This window comes from Streptomyces sp. NPDC002888, from assembly GCF_042888465.1.
In the GTDB taxonomy this organism is placed as follows: domain Bacteria; phylum Actinomycetota; class Actinomycetes; order Streptomycetales; family Streptomycetaceae; genus Streptomyces.
The window spans coordinates 1-16478 of record NZ_JBIAPU010000010.1; the positions used below are offsets into that span (position 1 = coordinate 1).

Annotated in this window: 13 protein-coding genes and 1 rRNA gene; 3 read left to right on the top strand and 11 right to left on the bottom strand. The window is 70.8% G+C overall.

What is annotated here, in order from left to right; all coding sequences use genetic code 11:
• Both ACFYWX_RS17710 and ACFYWX_RS17715 read right to left on the bottom strand, forming a co-directional pair.
• Window positions 1-92: ribosomal RNA gene (locus tag ACFYWX_RS17710) — 16S ribosomal RNA — on the bottom strand; the annotation flags it as partial.
• Window positions 93-659: 567 nt separating this feature from the next.
• Entirely contained in the window at window positions 660-1667 is a 1008-nt protein-coding gene (locus ACFYWX_RS17715) for a stage II sporulation protein M (protein ID WP_389424958.1), read from the bottom strand.
• Between the two features lie 131 nt (window positions 1668-1798).
• Between ACFYWX_RS17715 and ACFYWX_RS17720 the strand changes: the two genes are divergently transcribed.
• Complete coding sequence (locus tag ACFYWX_RS17720; protein ID WP_389424959.1) at window positions 1799-2827, top strand: RDD family protein; 1029 nt, start codon at window positions 1799-1801, stop codon at window positions 2825-2827.
• A 62-nt stretch (window positions 2828-2889) separates the two neighbouring features.
• Here ACFYWX_RS17720 and ACFYWX_RS17725 read toward each other — a convergent pair whose 3' ends face one another.
• On the bottom strand, window positions 2890-3504 hold the full coding sequence (locus ACFYWX_RS17725; protein WP_389424960.1) for a hypothetical protein: 615 nt from the start codon (window positions 3502-3504) through the stop codon (window positions 2890-2892).
• Between the two features lie 171 nt (window positions 3505-3675).
• Complete coding sequence (gene ahcY / locus ACFYWX_RS17730; RefSeq protein WP_389424961.1) at window positions 3676-5133, bottom strand: adenosylhomocysteinase; 1458 nt, start codon at window positions 5131-5133, stop codon at window positions 3676-3678.
• A 471-nt stretch (window positions 5134-5604) separates the two neighbouring features.
• Between ahcY and ACFYWX_RS17735 the strand changes: the two genes are divergently transcribed.
• Window positions 5605-7746 (top strand): fructose-specific PTS transporter subunit EIIC, encoded by a 2142-nt coding sequence (locus ACFYWX_RS17735; RefSeq protein ID WP_389424962.1) that lies wholly within the window; start codon window positions 5605-5607, stop codon window positions 7744-7746.
• Window positions 7747-8098: 352 nt separating this feature from the next.
• On the opposite strand, the gene ACFYWX_RS17740 is transcribed toward ACFYWX_RS17735, so the two are convergent.
• The 7 genes from ACFYWX_RS17740 to ACFYWX_RS17770 all read right to left on the bottom strand — a co-directional run bounded on the left by ACFYWX_RS17740 (window position 8099) and on the right by ACFYWX_RS17770 (window position 15720).
• On the bottom strand, window positions 8099-9079 hold the full coding sequence (locus ACFYWX_RS17740; protein ID WP_389424963.1) for a cation diffusion facilitator family transporter: 981 nt from the start codon (window positions 9077-9079) through the stop codon (window positions 8099-8101).
• Window positions 9080-9244: 165 nt separating this feature from the next.
• Window positions 9245-10396, bottom strand: coding sequence for a mannose-6-phosphate isomerase, class I (gene manA, locus ACFYWX_RS17745; RefSeq protein WP_389424964.1), 1152 nt, complete (start codon window positions 10394-10396; stop codon window positions 9245-9247).
• Window positions 10397-10470: 74 nt separating this feature from the next.
• Window positions 10471-11610 carry an SIS domain-containing protein gene (locus tag ACFYWX_RS17750; RefSeq protein ID WP_389424965.1) on the bottom strand — a complete coding sequence of 380 codons (1140 nt, stop codon included), beginning with the start codon at window positions 11608-11610 and terminating at the stop codon, window positions 10471-10473.
• Between the two features lie 33 nt (window positions 11611-11643).
• Window positions 11644-11814 (bottom strand): Trm112 family protein, encoded by a 171-nt coding sequence (locus ACFYWX_RS17755; RefSeq protein ID WP_007382472.1) that lies wholly within the window; start codon window positions 11812-11814, stop codon window positions 11644-11646.
• A 226-nt stretch (window positions 11815-12040) separates the two neighbouring features.
• Window positions 12041-13405, bottom strand: a complete 1365-nt coding sequence (locus tag ACFYWX_RS17760) for a phosphomannomutase/phosphoglucomutase (RefSeq protein WP_389424966.1) — start codon at window positions 13403-13405, stop codon at window positions 12041-12043.
• A 124-nt stretch (window positions 13406-13529) separates the two neighbouring features.
• Window positions 13530-15146 (bottom strand): L-lactate permease, encoded by a 1617-nt coding sequence (locus tag ACFYWX_RS17765; RefSeq protein ID WP_389424967.1) that lies wholly within the window; start codon window positions 15144-15146, stop codon window positions 13530-13532.
• A gap of 145 nt (window positions 15147-15291) precedes the next feature.
• Window positions 15292-15720, bottom strand: coding sequence for a DUF3499 domain-containing protein (locus tag ACFYWX_RS17770; protein WP_389424968.1), 429 nt, complete (start codon window positions 15718-15720; stop codon window positions 15292-15294).
• A 307-nt stretch (window positions 15721-16027) separates the two neighbouring features.
• On the opposite strand from ACFYWX_RS17770, the gene ACFYWX_RS17775 reads away from it, so the two are divergent.
• Window positions 16028-16477 (top strand): metallopeptidase family protein, encoded by a 450-nt coding sequence (locus ACFYWX_RS17775; RefSeq protein WP_389425189.1) that lies wholly within the window; start codon window positions 16028-16030, stop codon window positions 16475-16477.
• Window position 16478: the final 1 nt, after the last annotated feature.

Sequence of the window (16478 nt, forward strand, 5' to 3'; positions counted from 1 at the left end):
CTAATCCACCCCGAAGGGCTTCATCGTTCGACTTGCATGTGTTAAGCACGCCGCCAGCGTTCGTCCTGAGCCAGGATCAAACTCTCCGTGAATGTTTTCCCGTAATCGGGATGACACATCACGAGAGCGGTGCGAGGGGAGGAATAATCCCCTCGCACACAGCGTCCTCGCTGTGTTTTTTCAAAGGAACCTCGTCCTCCCGAGCGGGAGAGACGGGGTATCAACATATCTGGCGTTGACTTTTGGCACGCTGTTGAGTTCTCAAGGAACGGACGCTTCCTTTGTACTCACCCTCTCGGGCTTTCCTCCGGGCGCTTCCCTTCGGTCTTGCGTTTCCGACTCTATCAGATCTTTTTCCGATCCGATTTCCTCGGTGCTTTCCAGGTTCCCGCTCTCGCGTTTCCCTTTCCGGCGGTTCCGACTTTATCAGAAGCTTCAGGTCGCTTTGACCGACCGTCTGTTTCCGAATCATCGGGAGGGACTTCCTTGAAATCAACGATCGATGATCGATGTTTCCGGAAGTAGATAGGTTACTCACTGTTGCCGACCGGTGAACCTGGTTCCAGGCAACTGTTCGAATCTACCTCCCCACGCGCTCCGTGTCAACGGCTCTTGTGGGGCGAAGGGAACAGTAGCAGTTCGGTTGGGCCGTCCGCACATCACGCGGCTGTCGGGACGGTCGCGCTGCGCTCGGCTTCCTCGACGTCGCCGGTGTCTCCGGCGCGGGCCGCTCGACCGCCCAGGACATAGACGTAGACGAGGAAGGCCAGCTCGGCGGCGACGCCGATGCCGATGCGGGCCCAGGTGGGGAGGCCCGACGGGGTGACGAAGCCTTCTATGGCGCCCGAGACGAAGAGCACCAGGGCGAGGCCGATGGCCATGCCGACGGCGGCGCGGCCCTCCTCGGCGAGGGCTGTGCGTCGGGTGCGCGGGCCCGGGTCGATGAGGGTCCAGCCGAGGCGGAGCCCGGTGCCCGCGGCGACGAAGACCGCTGTGAGTTCGAGCAGACCGTGCGGGAGGACCAGGCCGAGGAAGGTGTCGAGGCGGCCGACCGAGGACATCAGGCCCAAGCCGACGCCCAGGTTGAGCATGTTCTGGAAGAGGATCCAGAGGACGGGGAGGCCCAGGAAGACGCCCAGGACCAGGCACATCGCGGCGGCTTGGGCGTTGTTCGTCCATACCTGGGCGGCGAAGGCGGCCGCGGGGTGGCTCGAGTAGTACGTCTCGTACTCTCCGCCGGGGCGGGTGAGCTCACGCAGTTCGCTGGGGGCCGCGATGGTGGACTGGACTTCGGGGTGGGTGCCGATCCACCAGCCCAGGAGGATGGCGACGGCGGTCGAGAGCAGCGCGGTGGGTACCCACCAATGGCGCGACCGGTAGACCGCGGCGGGGAAGCCGTGGCCGAGGAAACGCGTCACGTCGCGCCAGGAGGCGCGCCGGTTTCCTGTCACCGCCCCGCGCGCGCGTGCCACCAGCTGACTGAGTCGGCCGGTGAGCTGCGGGTCGGGTGCGCTGGACTGGATCAGGGAGAGGTGGGTGGCGGTGCGTTGGTAGAGGGCGACGAGTTCGTCGGCCTCCGTGCCGGTGAGGCGGCGCTGACGTCGGAGGAGGGCCTCGAGGCGGTCCCACTCGGCTCGGTGGGCGGAGACGAAGACGTCGAGGTCCATCGGTTTTCCTGCTCCTCGGCTGCTCGTCGACGACCGGTCTTGAGCGTCAGCTTGTCGTACTGCGGCGCGATGCGTCCTCAGCTTGGCAGACTGGCCGTCACCGGGGCAGAGCAGGGGAAGGGACGGCGGACGTGAGTGAGCTGGTTACCGGCGAGGCGGTGGCGTTGGAGCTGCGCCCCGCGAAGCTGCCCAGCAGGGCCTTGGCCATCGTGCTGGATCTTCTGGTGGCCATGTTCGCCTACATCGTCGTGACCATGGTTCTGGTGGTGTCCGCGGCTTCCCTGGACGAGGCCGCGCAGATCGCGTTGTCCATCGCCGCGTTCCTGCTTGTGCTGGTGGGTGGTCCGATCGCGGTGGAGACGCTCAGCCATGGGCGTTCGCTCGGGAAGCTGGCGTGCGGGCTGCGCGTGGTTCGGGATGACGGAGGGCCGATACGGTTCCGGCACGCGCTGGTGCGGGGCGCTATCGGCGTGGTCGAGATCCTGATGACGTTCGGAGTCGTCGCCTGTATCGCGTCGCTCGTCTCGGCGCGGGGGCGACGGCTCGGTGACGTGTTCGCGGGGACGCTGGTGGTGCGGGAGCGGGTACCCGTCGGGCACGCGGGCTTCGTGCCGCCTCCTCCGCCCTGGCTCGCCGGTCGCTTCTCCGGGCTCGATCTGTCGGCGGTTCCCGATGCGCTGTGGCTCGCGATCCGGCAGTACCTGGGTCGGATGCAGCAGTTGGATCCGGCGGTGGGTTGGACGATGGCGGAACGGCTCGCCGCCGACCTCTCGACCCGTACGGGCACTCCGGTGCCGCCGGGAGTTCCGCCGGCCGCGTATCTGGCGGCCGTGGTGCAGGAACGGCAGGTGCGGGAGGCGCGACGGGCCTTCGGGAACGATCCGGCGGCTGGTCCGCGGGCGGCGGGGAGCGGCCCCGTCGTGGGCCAGGCGGCCGGGCCCGGAGCCGCAGTGGGTATGCCGGGAGCGTACGGGCCTCCTGCCGGCCAGCAGCCGCCGGCGGGCGCTCCTCTGCCGCCCGCCACGGCGCCCTTCCCTGGGCATCACCCCGGGCATCACCCCGCGCAGCCTCAGACTTCGGCTTCCGTGGGCGCACCCCCGGCCCGCAAGGACGAGCCGCCGGCCGATCGCCCCGCCACCGGATTCGTGCCGCCGGCGTGACTCCGCCCGACCGCACGGCAGGCCGGCCGCTCAGTCGCCGGCTTGACCCCGGCACCGCCGCCTCACTCGAACACCGACGGCGGTGACTCCAGGTCCTCCAGCTCGATGCCGGGTGCCGCGAGGACCACGTCGCCGGCGATGTGCACGGTGTGCCGTTCGCCGGTGTCCAGGGCTGTGACCTGGTATTCGTCCACGGTCAGGGGGCCGTTGTCAGTGGCGTGTGCTTCGCTCTTCACCAGGGCCCAGGACTGGTCGACGGTGCGCGGGGCGAGGACCGGGTCGGTGAAGGCGACGAGGCGTACGCGGGTTGCCGCGGCGGAAGGGGTGAGGCGTAGGAGACGGGCGGTGGCGATGAGAAACGCGGGGGACGTGCCGGTGAAGGCGTGGGCGAGGACGTTGCCCTCCGTGGCCTGAGTGCCGGTGGGGTCGGTGCGGACCCAGGTGACGCCGTCCAGGGCGGCGCCGCGGACCTGCCAGCTTCTCGCGTGGAGTTCGAGGCGGATGGGGCGGCCGAGTTCGTCGAGGGTGAGGTCGACGGAGCCGGAGTGGTCGCCCGAGGGGGTGGTCAGTTGGGAGACGTAGCGCCAGCCGGAAGGGCCGGGGGCGCACTGGAAGTGCTCTTCTGCGAGGGGGGTGTGATCGTGCGGATCGTGGAGCGAATAACGGCCGCGGGGCATGGGGGTCCTGGATCTTGACGGGCTGACCGGGATCGGTGCGGCCGAAGGCCAAAGGGGCAGGCCCCCGGCACGGGGGTGCGGGGGCCTGCCTCGGAGGACCTGCCGCTGTGGGCGCGTCAGCGCACGGACGCGCCCACAGCGGGCGGGGCTACCGACTCGCTCACTACCGGCTCAGTAGCGGTAGTGGTCCGACTTGAAGGGGCCCTCGACCTCTACGCCGATGTACGAGGCCTGCTCGGGGCGCAGCTTGGTGAGCTTCACGCCGAGCGCGTCCAGGTGGAGGCGGGCGACCTTCTCGTCGAGGTGCTTGGGGAGCACGTAGACGCCGGTCGGGTACTCGTCGGGCTTGGTGAACAGCTCGATCTGGGCCAGGGTCTGGTCCGCGAAGGAGTTGGACATCACGAACGACGGGTGACCGGTGGCGTTGCCCAGGTTCAGCAGGCGGCCCTCGGACAGGACGATGAGCACCTTGCCGTCGGGGAACGTCCAGGTGTGGACCTGCGGCTTGACCTCGTCCTTGACGATGCCCGGGATCTTCGCGAGGCCGGCCATGTCGATCTCGTTGTCGAAGTGACCGATGTTGCCGACGATGGCCTGGTGCTTCATCTTGGCCATGTCCGAGGCCATGATGATGTCCTTGTTGCCGGTCGTGGTGACGAAGATGTCGGCCTTGTCGATGACCTCGTCGAGGGTCGTGACCTGGTAGCCGTCCATCGCCGCCTGGAGGGCGCAGATCGGGTCGATCTCGGTGACGATGACCCGGGCGCCCTGTCCGCGCAGGGACTCCGCGCAGCCCTTGCCCACGTCGCCGTAACCGAAGACGACCGCGGTCTTGCCGCCGATGAGGACGTCGGTGGCGCGGTTGATGCCGTCGATCAGGGAGTGGCGGCAGCCGTACTTGTTGTCGAACTTCGACTTGGTGACGGCGTCGTTGACGTTGATCGCGGGGAACAGGAGGACGCCGTCGCGCTGCATCTCGTACAGGCGGTGGACGCCGGTCGTGGTCTCCTCGGTCACGCCGCGGATCTCGGAGGAGAGCTGGGTCCACTTCTGCGAGCCGTCCGTGATGGTGCGGTGCAGCAGTTCGAGGATGACGCGGTGCTCGTCGGACTCGGCGGTGTCGAGGGAGGGGACCTTGCCGTCCTTCTCGTACTCGACGCCCTTGTGGACGAGGAGGGTGGCGTCACCACCGTCGTCGAGGATCATGTTCGGGCCGCCGGTGGGGCTGTCCGGCCAGGTCAGGGCCTGCTCGGTGCACCACCAGTACTCCTCCAGGGTCTCGCCCTTCCAGGCGAAGACCGGGATGCCCTGGGGGTTGTCCGGGGTGCCGTTCGGGCCGACGGCGATGGCGGCGGCCGCGTGGTCCTGGGTGGAGAAGATGTTGCAGGACGCCCAGCGGACCCGCGCGCCCAGGGCGGTCAGGGTCTCGATCAGGACGGCCGTCTGCACGGTCATGTGGAGGGAGCCGGTGACACGGGCACCGGCGAGGGGCTGCGCCTCGGCGTACTCCCTGCGGATCGCCATCAGGCCGGGCATCTCGTGCTCGGCGAGGGTGATCTCCTTGCGGCCGAACTCGGCCAGGGAGAGGTCGGCGACCTTGAAGTCCTGTCGGTTGTCGACAGTCGTCATTACGAGCTGCTCCTCGGGGTTGGGGGCGAGGTGGGTACGGCTGGTCTGCGCGGCGGCGGACACACGGGTGCCCGAAGGAGGACACAGGCATGCCCCCGTACGCGCAGCGCAGTCCGTCGGAGGCCCTCTCTCCCTCGGTCGGTCCGCGGTGGGACCGCCCGACCGCCATCAGCAGCGACGTCTGGCTCCGTCCCAAGCTAACACCGGTCGCCCCGGCCGCCCCAGTCCTCCTTCGCAGACATCCTGCCAACTACGGCGGTCGTTCGGTGTCCCCTGTTTGCGGGAGGGGAGGCCCGCGAGGGGTGGAGCAGCGGTGGCGGGCCCGGAGGACCAGGGACTTTTGCGTGCTTGTGCCTGTCCTTTGAGCGTGGGGGCAGGTGTTGGCAGGATGCGGGGAGATCGGCACAAGCGATCGATCTTGCGGGGCGTCCGGGACGGCGGCCCGTGTGACGAAGGCGTGAGGAGATCGATGTGACCAGTCCGGCCGGCCCTCCCCCCACGGGCAGCGACGACGGCGAGCGGAAGAGGCTCAAACTGCTCGCGGTGACCGCCTGTCCGACCGGCATCGCGCACACGTACATGGCGGCGGAGAAGCTCGCGCAGGCCGCCGAGAGCCGCGGTATCGACATGAAGGTGGAGACACAGGGATCCATCGGGGCCGAGAACGTCCTCGACGACAACGATGTCAGGACCGCCGACGGCATCATCGTCGCGGCGGACAAGGACGTGGACCTGAGCCGTTTCGTGGGCAAGCGGGTTCTGACCGTCGGGGTCGCCGAGGGGATCCGTCACCCCGAGCAACTGATCGAGCAGGTGAGGTCCGCGCCCGTGCACACGGCGGACGGTGCACCGTCGTCGCCGTCGCCGATGGGCGGGGGCCGGGGCGGTGAGCGGAGCGCGGTGTACAAGGCGCTGATGAACGGCGTCTCGTACATGATCCCGTTCGTGGTCGTGGGCGGTCTGCTGATCGCGGTCTCGCTCGCGCTCGGGGGTGATGCGACGGCCAAGGGCTATGTGATCCCGGAGGGCAGCTTCTGGGCCCATGTGAACGAGATCGGTGTCATCGGGTTCCAGTTGATGATCCCGATCCTGTCCGGCTACATCGCGTACGCCATAGCCGACCGGCCCGCGCTCGTGCCGGGCATGATCGGCGGGTGGATCGCCAACACCGGTGCGCTGTACGACTCGGAGGCCGGGGCCGGGTTCATCGGGGCGATCGTGACCGGGTTCCTCGCCGGGTATCTGGTGCTGGGGATCAAGCAGGTGAAGGTCCCGAAGTTCGCGCAGCCGATCATGCCGATCATCGTGATCCCGATCGTGGCGACCACGGCGCTGGGGCTGTTCTTCATCTACGTCATCGGCAAGCCGATCTCCTGGGTGTTCGAGCACCTGACCAGCTGGCTCAGCGGGATGACGGGCACGAGTGCGGTGCTGCTGGGTGCGATCCTCGGGCTGATGATCGCGTTCGACATGGGCGGACCGGTCAACAAGACGGCGTTCCTGTTCGGTGCGGGGCTCATCGCGACCGGCAACCAGACGGTCATGGGCATGTGCGCGGCCGCGATCCCCGTGATGCCGCTGGGGCAGGGGCTGGCCACGCTGATCCGCAGGCGGCTGTACACCGAGCAGGAGCGGGAGACGGGGCTGGCCGCGCTGTTCATGGGCTGCTTCGGCATCTCCGAGGGCGCGATCCCGTTCGCGGCGGCGCGACCGGCGCAGGTCATCCCCGCCAACATGCTCGGCGGCGCGGTGGCCGGTGCGGTGGCCGGGCTCGCCGGGGTGGAGGACGCGGTGCCGCACGGAGGGCCGATCGTGGCGGTGCTGGGCGCGGTGAGCGGCGTACCGATGTTCTTCGTGGCGGTGGTGATCGGCACGGTGGTGACCGCGGTGACGACGGTCCTGCTGCTGGGCTTCGGCGAGCGCGGGCGCCCCGGGGCGCCGGACGCCGGCCTGGGCCCGGCCGGTTCCGAGCCCGTGCTGGTCGGAGCCGGTGTGGGGGCGCCGGGCGGCGGTGTGGTCGTGTCGCAGCGGAGTGCGGAAGCGGCCGTGGGCGAACGGGCCGCGCGGGTCCCTGAGGCCGACGACGCCACTCGTGGGTCTGTGGAGACGGCCGCCGACGAGGCCGGCCGGACAGTCCCGGAAGGAGACGCCGAACCAGAGGTCCTCTCCGGGTATCTCACCGGGCAGACCGTCGAGGTCCGGCTCGAGGTCGCCGACAAGGAGGCCGCGATCCGGGAGATGGCGGGGCTGTTGGCCCGGACCGGGCGGGTCGCTGATGTCGACGCGTTGGTGCGGACGGCGCTGCGGCGTGAGGAGCAGGGCACGACCGGGCTCGGCGAGGAGATCGCGATACCGCACGCGAAGACGGACGCGGTGACCGCGCCGGTCGTCGGGTTCGCGCGGTCCGCCGAGGGCATCGAGTGGGGCTCGCCTGACGGTACGAAGGCCCGGCTGGTGTTCATGATCGCCGTACCGGAGGCGGCCGCGGGGGACGAGCATCTGCGGATCCTGGCGTTGCTGTCGCGCAAGCTGATGGACGCCGGGTTCCGGGAGCGGTTGCTGGCGGCGCCGGACGAGCGGGCCGTCCTCGACGTCCTGGGCGAGATCCGGTAGTCGCGGGCCTGCCTCGGGCCGCACAGGCTGTTCACGGTCCGCCGCTACGGTGCCGTGCTGTCGCTGGTGACCGTGCTGCTCTGGTAGCCGGCCCGCAGGCCCGTACGGGCCAGAAGGTCGACGGGGACGAGGTGCGGCGGGGTGACGTGGTGCTCGGCCTGGCCTCGCTGCTCGGGCTGGTCATGGCGCTGACGGGGCTGGGCCTCGGGATCGCCGCCGTGGTCGTGCGACGGCCGCGCCGGTCCCGGTGCGGCCGGCTTGGCCCACGCACGTCTGAGTGCGGGACCGAGGGGACGTGCGAAGGGGCCCGCCGATGTGCTCGGCGGGCCCCTTCGGCGTGTGTGCGGGGAGCTCAGTGCTCGGTGGGGTGCTGGGCCGGTCCCCCGGGGGTCGCCTCGCGGTCGGGGCCCTTGGCGGCCTCGGCCTCGCTGTAGATGTCGGGTTCGAGGTAGATCACGCGGGCGATCGGCACGGACTCGCGGATACGGGCCTCGGCGGCGTTGATGGCGGAGGCGACCTCGGCGGCCGTGTCGTCGTGCTGGACGGCGATCTTGGCGGCGACGAGCAGTTCCTCGGGGCCGAGGTGGAGCGTGCGCATGTGGATGATGCCGGTGACGGTGTCGCCGTCGACGATCGCGGTCTCGATCCTCTTGACCTCTTCGACGCCTGCGGACTCGCCGAGCAGCAGGGACTTGGTCTCGGCGGCCAGGACGAGGGCGATCAGGATGAGCAGGATGCCGATGCAGAGGGTGCCGATGCCGTCCCAGACTCCGTCGCCGGTGAGGAGCGCCAGGCCGACGCCGCCGAGGGCGAGGATCAGGCCGACGAGCGCGCCGAAGTCCTCCAGGAGGACGACGGGGAGCTCGGGCGCCTTGGCGCGGCGGACGAACTCCTTCCAGGAGAGGTCGCCGCGCAGCGGGTTGGACTCCTTGATGGCCGTCCGGAAGGAGAAGCTCTCGGCGATGATCGCGAAGACCAGGACGCCCACCGGCCAGTACCAGTGCTCGATCTCGTGCGGGTGCTTGATCTTCTCGTAGCCCTCGTAGATGGCGAACATGCCGCCGACCGAGAAGAGGACGATCGAGACGAGGAAGGCGTAGATGTAGCGCTCGCGGCCGTAGCCGAAGGGGTGTTGGGGGGTGGCCTCGCGCTGGGCCTTCTTGCCGCCGAGCAGCAGGAGGAACTGGTTGCCGGAGTCGGCGAGCGAGTGCACGCCCTCCGCGAGCATCGACGACGAGCCGCTGAACGCGAACGCCACGAACTTCGATACCGCGATCGCGAGGTTGGCGCCGAGTGCCGCCACGATCGCCTTGGTGCCGCCTGACGCGCTCATCTGTCCGGAGTGTCCCTTCGCCTTCGTACGTACGCCGTGCAGGGCGTGCCTCGTCGTGCCTGCCTCGTCGTGGCTTTGCCCGTCCTTTGCCGGTGGGCCATTGTTGCAGCCCGGTCCGACAGCGGTGCGGCAGGCCGCCCGTCCGCGGCCCTCGCAGCGGGATCGTCAGGCGATGACCGTGGCCCGGAAGACCGTTCCGGCGCCGGACACCTCGGCCTTTTCGCCCGCCGGGACGAAGACCGACCGGCCAGGCGTCAGTTCGTGTTCCCCCGCGCGGACGGTTCCAGCCGTGCAGAGCAGGATCTGCGGGGTCGCGCGGGTGAGGTCGTGGGCGCCGCCCCCTTCGGGGAGGACGTGGCGGGAGAGGCGGAACTCGTCGATGGGGGTCTCGTAGACCTCCTCGCCGTCCGGGGCGGCCTCCGGGCGCAGGACGCCGGGGTCGCCGGCCTCGAAGCGGACGATGCGCAGGAGTTCGGGCACGTCGACGTGCTTGGGGGTGAGGCCGCAGCGCAGGACGTTGTCGGAGTTGGCCATGATCTCGACGCCGAGGCCGCTGAGGTAGGCGTGCGGTATGCCGGCCCCGAGGAACAGGGCCTCGCCGGGCTGGAGCCGGACGTGGTTGAGGAGCATCGCGGCGATGACGCCCGGGTCGCCCGGGTAGTGGTGGGCGATGCCCGCGTAGGGGGCGTAGTCGCCGCCGAGGCGGTCGCAGGCGGCCGCGGCCTCGGCGACGGTGTGGGCCATCTCCTCGGGGTCGGCGGTCAGTACGGCGGTGAGGACCTCGCGCAGCGCCGCGTCCTCGGGATGGGCGCGCAGGACGTCGACGTACGGCTTGAGGGAACCGACGCCGAGACCCTCGAGGAGGACTGCGGCGCGGGCGGGGTCGCGGAAGCCGCACAGGCCGTCGAACTCGGTGAGGGCGCAGATCAGTTCGGGCTTGTGGTTGGCGTCCTTGTAGTTGCGGTACGGGGCGTCGACGGGGATGTTGCGGCGTTCCTCGTCGGCGTAGCCCTCCCGCGCCTGCTCCAGGTCGGGATGCACCTGGAGGGAGAGCGGGGCGCCGGCGGCGAGGATCTTGAGGAGGAAGGGCAGGCGGGGGCCGAACCTGGCGACGGCGCTTTCGCCGAGCTCTCGCTTCGGGTCGGCGTCGATGACCTCGACGAGCGTGCCGCGCGCGGTGCGCGAGGGTGCGCCCGGGTGCGCTCCCATCCACATCTCCGCCTGCGGTTCACCGGTCGGCTCGACGCCGAGCAGCTTGGGGATGGCGGTGGGGGAACCCCAGGCGTAGGGGCGCACGGTGTTGTCGAGGCGGTCCATGTACGTCGTGCTTCTCTCTGCCGGTTCTCTCGTACGACTCTCAGTGCGCCCGTACGACTCTCAGGGCGTCGTGGTCATGATCGGGCCCGCGAGGCGAGCGCCAGGTAAACGGCGGCGAAATCCGTGATGGCGATCAGTTCGGCGAGGGTCTCCAGTTCGCCCCCGGGCTCCGGCTCGAGCTCACTGATCGGGGTGTCGTGGCTGAGGGCCAGGTCACGGGCGGCGGGGGCGGCGGTGAGGCCGCCGATCGGGCGGTCGCGGAGCAGCACCACGCGCGCGTGCAGGGCAGGCGGCTCATCGACGCGGTCGCGGAAGAAGTCGTCGGGGTCGGCGCTGGCGGCCAGCGGGCCGGCGAGCAGGGCGCTGTGCGCGGCGAGCGCCTCGGGCAGGTCGGCGACGACCGCAGGGGTGCCGGAGAGCTCGGCGAGGGCGGCGACGAAGCGGTGGCCGGCCGGGCCCGCGGAGGTGCCCTCGGTCCAGATCACCGGGAGGGAGTCGGCGAGTTCGGCGGCCAGGGTCTTGGCGGGGTTGCTGTAGGTCGCGATGGCGGGGCCGCAGCGTTCGGCGACCTGGTCGAGGCGGTCGGCGACCTTCTCCAGGGCGTCGGGCTGGGCGGAGATCAGGCCGGCGCGGTCCAGGATCGCGAGGAGCGGGGTGAACAGGGCCCACAGGACGCCGGGGGCCGAGGCCGCGACGGGCAGCTGTTCGTCCAGCTCGTAGGGGGCGGTCGCCATGGGCACGAAGAGGCCGTGCGAGGCGCTGACCGACTCGGTGAGCAGGGCGCCGGCGGGTGCGACGGCGACGACGGTGACGCCGCGCCGGTAGGCCTGTTCGGCGAGCAGGGCGAGGGACGGTTCGGAGCCGTCGGGGGTGGCGATCAGGAGCAGGTCCACGGAGCCGGCCCAGCCGGGGAGTTCCCAGCGCAGGGCGCCGGCGGCGGGGGCCACGCCGGTGGGGGTGAGCCGGATGACGGGGCAGCCGGTGCCGGCGAGGGAGCCGAGGAGGTCGGCGACGCAGGTGGCGGCGGCGCCGGGGCCCGCGATGAGGATCGCGCGGGGGCGGCCGTCGGGTTTGAGGTCGTTGACGCCGGCCTCGGTGGCGTGCCGGAGGGCCGTGCGGACGCGGGCGCCCGCTTCGGCGGCGCCGCGCAGGAGGGCGCGGCGGTCGGCCTCGGCGAGGGCCTCCGGTGTGTCGAGCAGCGATTCGTCGAGCATGGGCGGCAGTCTCCGATCGCCGGGTCGTCGTCGTTAGGCGGGGCGGCGGGCCTCGTCGACGAGGAGGACGGGGATGCCGTCACGGACGGGGTACGCCAGGCCGCAGTCCTGTCCGGTGCAGATCAGCTCGGTGTCCTGTTCCTTGAGGGGGGCGTGGCAGGCCGGGCAGGCGAGGATCTCCAGGAGGCCGGCTTCGAGCGGCATGGGGGTTCCCTTCGGGGCGGGGTGGTGCGCGCGTGCGTGTGGTTTGTGCTTGTGCGGATGTGCCTGGTCAGGTTACCGCCGGTGAGGTTGCGGTGTGGGGGTGCGGCCAGGGCTGGGGCCGGGGGCGGGGTGGATCGCGCGGCCCGGCGCTGACGGGGTGCCGTCCGCGCCGACCCTCACCGGGGGTGTGGGCTCGAGCCCACACCCCCAATGCCTCGGAGGAAGGTCAGCCCCTGATGATCGCCAGGACCTCGTCCCGTACCTGGGCGACCGTCTTCTCGTCGCGGGCCTCGGCGTTGAGGCGCAGGAGGGGTTCGGTGTTGGAGGGGCGGACGTTGAACCACCAGTCGGGAGCGGTGACCGTGAGCCCGTCGAGGTCGTCGAGGGTGACGTCCTCGCGGGCCTCGAAGGCGGAGCGCACGGCGGCGAGGCGGCCCGTCTGGTCGGCGACCGTGGAGTTGATCTCGCCGGAGGCGGCGTAGCGGTCGTACTGGGCGACCAGGGCCGAGAGCGGGCCCTCCTGGCCGCCGAGGGCCGCGAGGACGTGCAGGGCGGCCAGCATGCCGGTGTCGGCGTTCCAGAAGTCCTTGAAGTAGTAGTGCGCGGAGTGCTCGCCGCCGAAGATCGCGCCGGTGCGCGCCATCTCGGCCTTGATGAAGGAGTGGCCCACGCGCGTGCGGACCGGTGTGCCGCCGTTCTCCTTCACGACCTCCGGGACCGACCAGGACGTGATCAGGTTGTGGATGACCGTGCCCTTGCCGCCGTGCTTGGCCAGCTCGCGCGAGGCCACCAGCGCGGTGATCGCGGACGGCGGGATCGGGTCGCCGTGCTCGTCGACGACGAAGCAGCGGTCGGCGTCGCCGTCGAAGGCGATGCCGAGGTCGGCGCCCTCCTCGCGGACTCGCTTCTGAAGGTCCACGATGTTCGCCGGGTCCAGCGGGTTCGCCTCGTGGTTGGGGAACGTGCCGTCGAGCTCGAAGTACATCGGCACGAGCTCCAGGGGCAGACCCGAGAAGACCGTGGGAACGGTGTGGCCACCCATGCCGTTGCCCGCGTCGACGACGACCTTCAGGGGGCGGATGGAGGTCAGGTCGACGAGGGAGCGCAGGTGTTCCGCGTAGTCCTCCAACGTGTCGCGGTGCGTGATCGTTCCCGTCGTCGCCGTCGGCGCGGGGGCGCCCCTGTCCGTCCACTGCTCGGCCAGCTCGCGGATCTCGGCGAGGCCGGTGTCCTGGCCGACCGGCGCGGCGCCCGCGCGGCACATCTTGATGCCGTTGTACTGCGCCGGGTTGTGCGACGCCGTGAACATGGCGCCCGGCAGGTTCAGCGCGCCCGACGCGTAGTACAGCTGGTCGGTCGAGCACAGGCCGATCTCGGTGACGTCGACGCCCAGGGCCGCCGCTCCGCGCCCGAAGGCCCGCGACAGGCCGGGCGACGAGGGCCGCATGTCATGGCCGATCACGATCGCCTCCGCCCCGGTCACCTGGGCGAAGGCCGCCCCGAAGAGCTCGGCCAGCGGCTCGTCCCACTGGTCGGGGACGACCCCGCGTACGTCGTACGCCTTAACGATCTGCGACAGATCAGCAGCCACGGCCAACCCTCCTGAAAGTCCTATCGGTCATCCCAAACTACCCGCCCAGGCTGACAGTCCGCTGTGTGGACCGTGAGTGGATTCCCAGCCGTCACCTCAGGTCAGGGCAGCGTTCGCGAACAGCTCAGGGCAGCATCCAGTCCAGCACCGGCGAGCTCTGGCCGACGACGATCAGGCACATCACCAGCAGCAGGCCCGCGCTCCACGGCAGCACCTTGCGCAGCACATCCCCCTCACGGCCCGCGAGGCCCACGGCCGCACAGGCGATGGTGAGGTTCTGCGGCGAGATCATCTTGCCCAGGACGCCGCCCGAACTGTTGGCGGCGGCGAGGAGTTCGGGCGACAGGCCCGACTCGCGGGCGGCCGTCACCTGGAGAGCGCCGAAGAGCGCGTTGGCGGAGGTGTCCGACCCGGTGACGGCGACGCCGAACCAGCCGAGGACCGGTGACAGGAAGGCGAGTCCCGCGCCGGCCGCCGCCACGAAGTGGCCGATCGTGGCGGCCTGTCCGGAGAGGTTCATGACGTACGCCAGGGCGAGCACGGACGTCACTGTCAGGATCGCGAACCGCAGTTCGCGCACGGTCGCGGCCCACTCCCTGACCGCCACGCGCGCGTGCACCCCGAGGACGACCGCCGTCAGCACCCCGGCGAGCAGCACGAGCGTGCCCCCGGTGGACACGATCGGCCAGGTGAAGAGGTTGCCGCTCACGGGCTTTCCGTCCGGGCCCGCCACGTTCAGGAAGGGCCAGTCGTAGGTCTGGTTCGCCTTCGCGAGCCAGTCCTTGACCGCCGGGATCTGGGCGACGGAGAAGATCGCGACGATCAGCGCGTACGGGGCGTAGGCGCGCACGACCTCGCCGCGCGGGTCGTCCTGGTCGAGTTCCTCGCTGCGTGCGCCGGTCAGGACGGACGCGCGAACGGACTCGGCGGCGGGCACGCGCGCGTGCGGTACGGCGGCCAGGGCCCCTGCACCCGCCAGGGCGGCGCCGATGTCGGCGAGTTGTGCGGAGACGTAGTTGGAGGCGGCGAACTGGGCGACGGCGAAAGCGAATCCGCATGCCAGGGCGGGCACCCAGGTCTCCCGCAGTCCCCGTCGGCCGTCGACCAGCCAGACCAGCACCACCGGCACCACGAGGGCCAGCAACGGCGTCTGACGGCCCACCACGGTGGCCACGGAGTCCAGCGGCAGACCGGTGACCTGAGCGAGCGTCACCACCGGCGTGCCCATGGCGCCGAACGCGACGGGCGCGGTGTTGGCGACCAGCGCGACGACCGCGGCCCGCACCGGGTCAAAGCCGAGTGCGACGAGCATGACCGAGCAGATGGCGACCGGCGCCCCGAACCCGGCAAGCGCTTCCAGGAGCGCGCCGAAGCAGAAGGCGACCACGAGTGCCTGGATGCGCGGATCGTCGGAGAGTCGCCCGAAGGAGCGGCGCAGGATGTCGAAGTGCCGGGTATGGACGGTCATCCGGTAGACCCACAGGGCGTTGACGACGATCCACAGGATGGGGAAGAAGCCGAACACGGCTCCCTGGGCGCCGCTGGAGAGCGTCTGGTCCAGCGGCATGCCGTACGCGAGCCAGGCGACCAGGACGGCCGCCAGGAGGCCTGTGAGGCCCGCCAGGTGTGCCTTGAGGCGGACTCCGCCGAGCAGGATCAGGACGAGGACGAGGGGCAGGGCCGCCACGAGGGCGGACAGGCCGAGTGAGCCGGCGACGGGTTCCAGTTCCTGGACGTACACGGGCGCCTCCCCGATTCCGTCATGCAGAAAGCGATTTCTCGTTTCGGCTGAACGAAATCGTCACGTCCACGACAAGCGCCCGTCAATGGGCGCGCATCGGCGAACGCGGATCATCACAGGAGGGGCACAACGCGCCGAGGGCGACTCAGTTGTCAGGTGAGCGCAGCACCCGCAGGTGGCCGCGGCGCGCGACCTCCATCGGGTCGGCCCGACGCCCCCCGCCGCCACCACCGGCCCCGGCCGCCCGCTCCTGCGGACGGGCCGCCTCGCGCACGGCGTTGGCAAGCGCTTCCAGGTCGTCACCACTGGGGCGCGCGGGAGCCGAGCTGTCGAGGAGCCGGACGACCTCCCAGCCGCGCGGGGCGGTGAGGCGCTCGGAGTGCTCGGCGCACAGGTCGTAGCAGTGGGGTTCGGCGTAGGTGGCGAGCGGGCCGAGGACCGCGGTCGAGTCGGCGTAGACGTACGTCAGCGTCGCGACGGCGGGTCGGCCGCAAGCGGTGCGCGAACAGCGACGTACAGGGCTCACGACGTTGGACGGTACCGCACTCTTGAGCGGGCCGCGACGACTCTGCACCAGGTCACTCCACCGTGTCGCCCCGTGAAACGCCCCACACGCCCCTCCCGGCGCACGGCGCTGACCTGCGTCGACCCCCTTGTCCAAGGTGCCAAACGGACCCGGGTACGGTCATCAGTCGGTACAAACCCCGTCAATTGCCTTGAGGCCGACGGTCTCGGAGAGATACGGAATCGAGCCCAAGCTTGGCTGGAATGGTCATCCTGCGACATGCCGTACGAGGCCGCCCAGCGGCGTCCCGGACAGCCCGGTGGCACCGCGTGGGCACCGGGCGCGCGACCCCGGCGGGGACTACGCTTCACCAGTGATGGACAACCCCGTACCGCCCCGTGCCGCCGGCCCCGGCCCCCGCCGTCGTGATCGACACGGCCGGGGCATGCGCGGGCCGATCGCACCGCCGCAGGTGCCGCTCGCGGCCAGCCGTGCCGAGGTGTTCGCGGACCTGGTGCAGGACTCCGTGGAGCGCCTGGAGCGACGGTGGCCGCAGCTCGCCGACATCGATTTCCTGGTCCTCGAGGTGCCGCGCCTCGACGGGCCCAGCGGTCCCTGGAACGACGAGGCGGTGCCGCTCGGCGGCACGGTGCCCGCGCAGGACGGGCGCCGGGCCCGGGTGGTCGTGTACCGGCGGCCGGTCGAGATCCGCACAAAGGGGCGGGACGAGCGGGCGGCCCTGGTGCACGAGGTGGTCGTCGAGCAGATCGCCGAGCTGCTGGGGCTGACTCCGGAGACGGTGGACCCGCGATACGGCGAGGACTGAC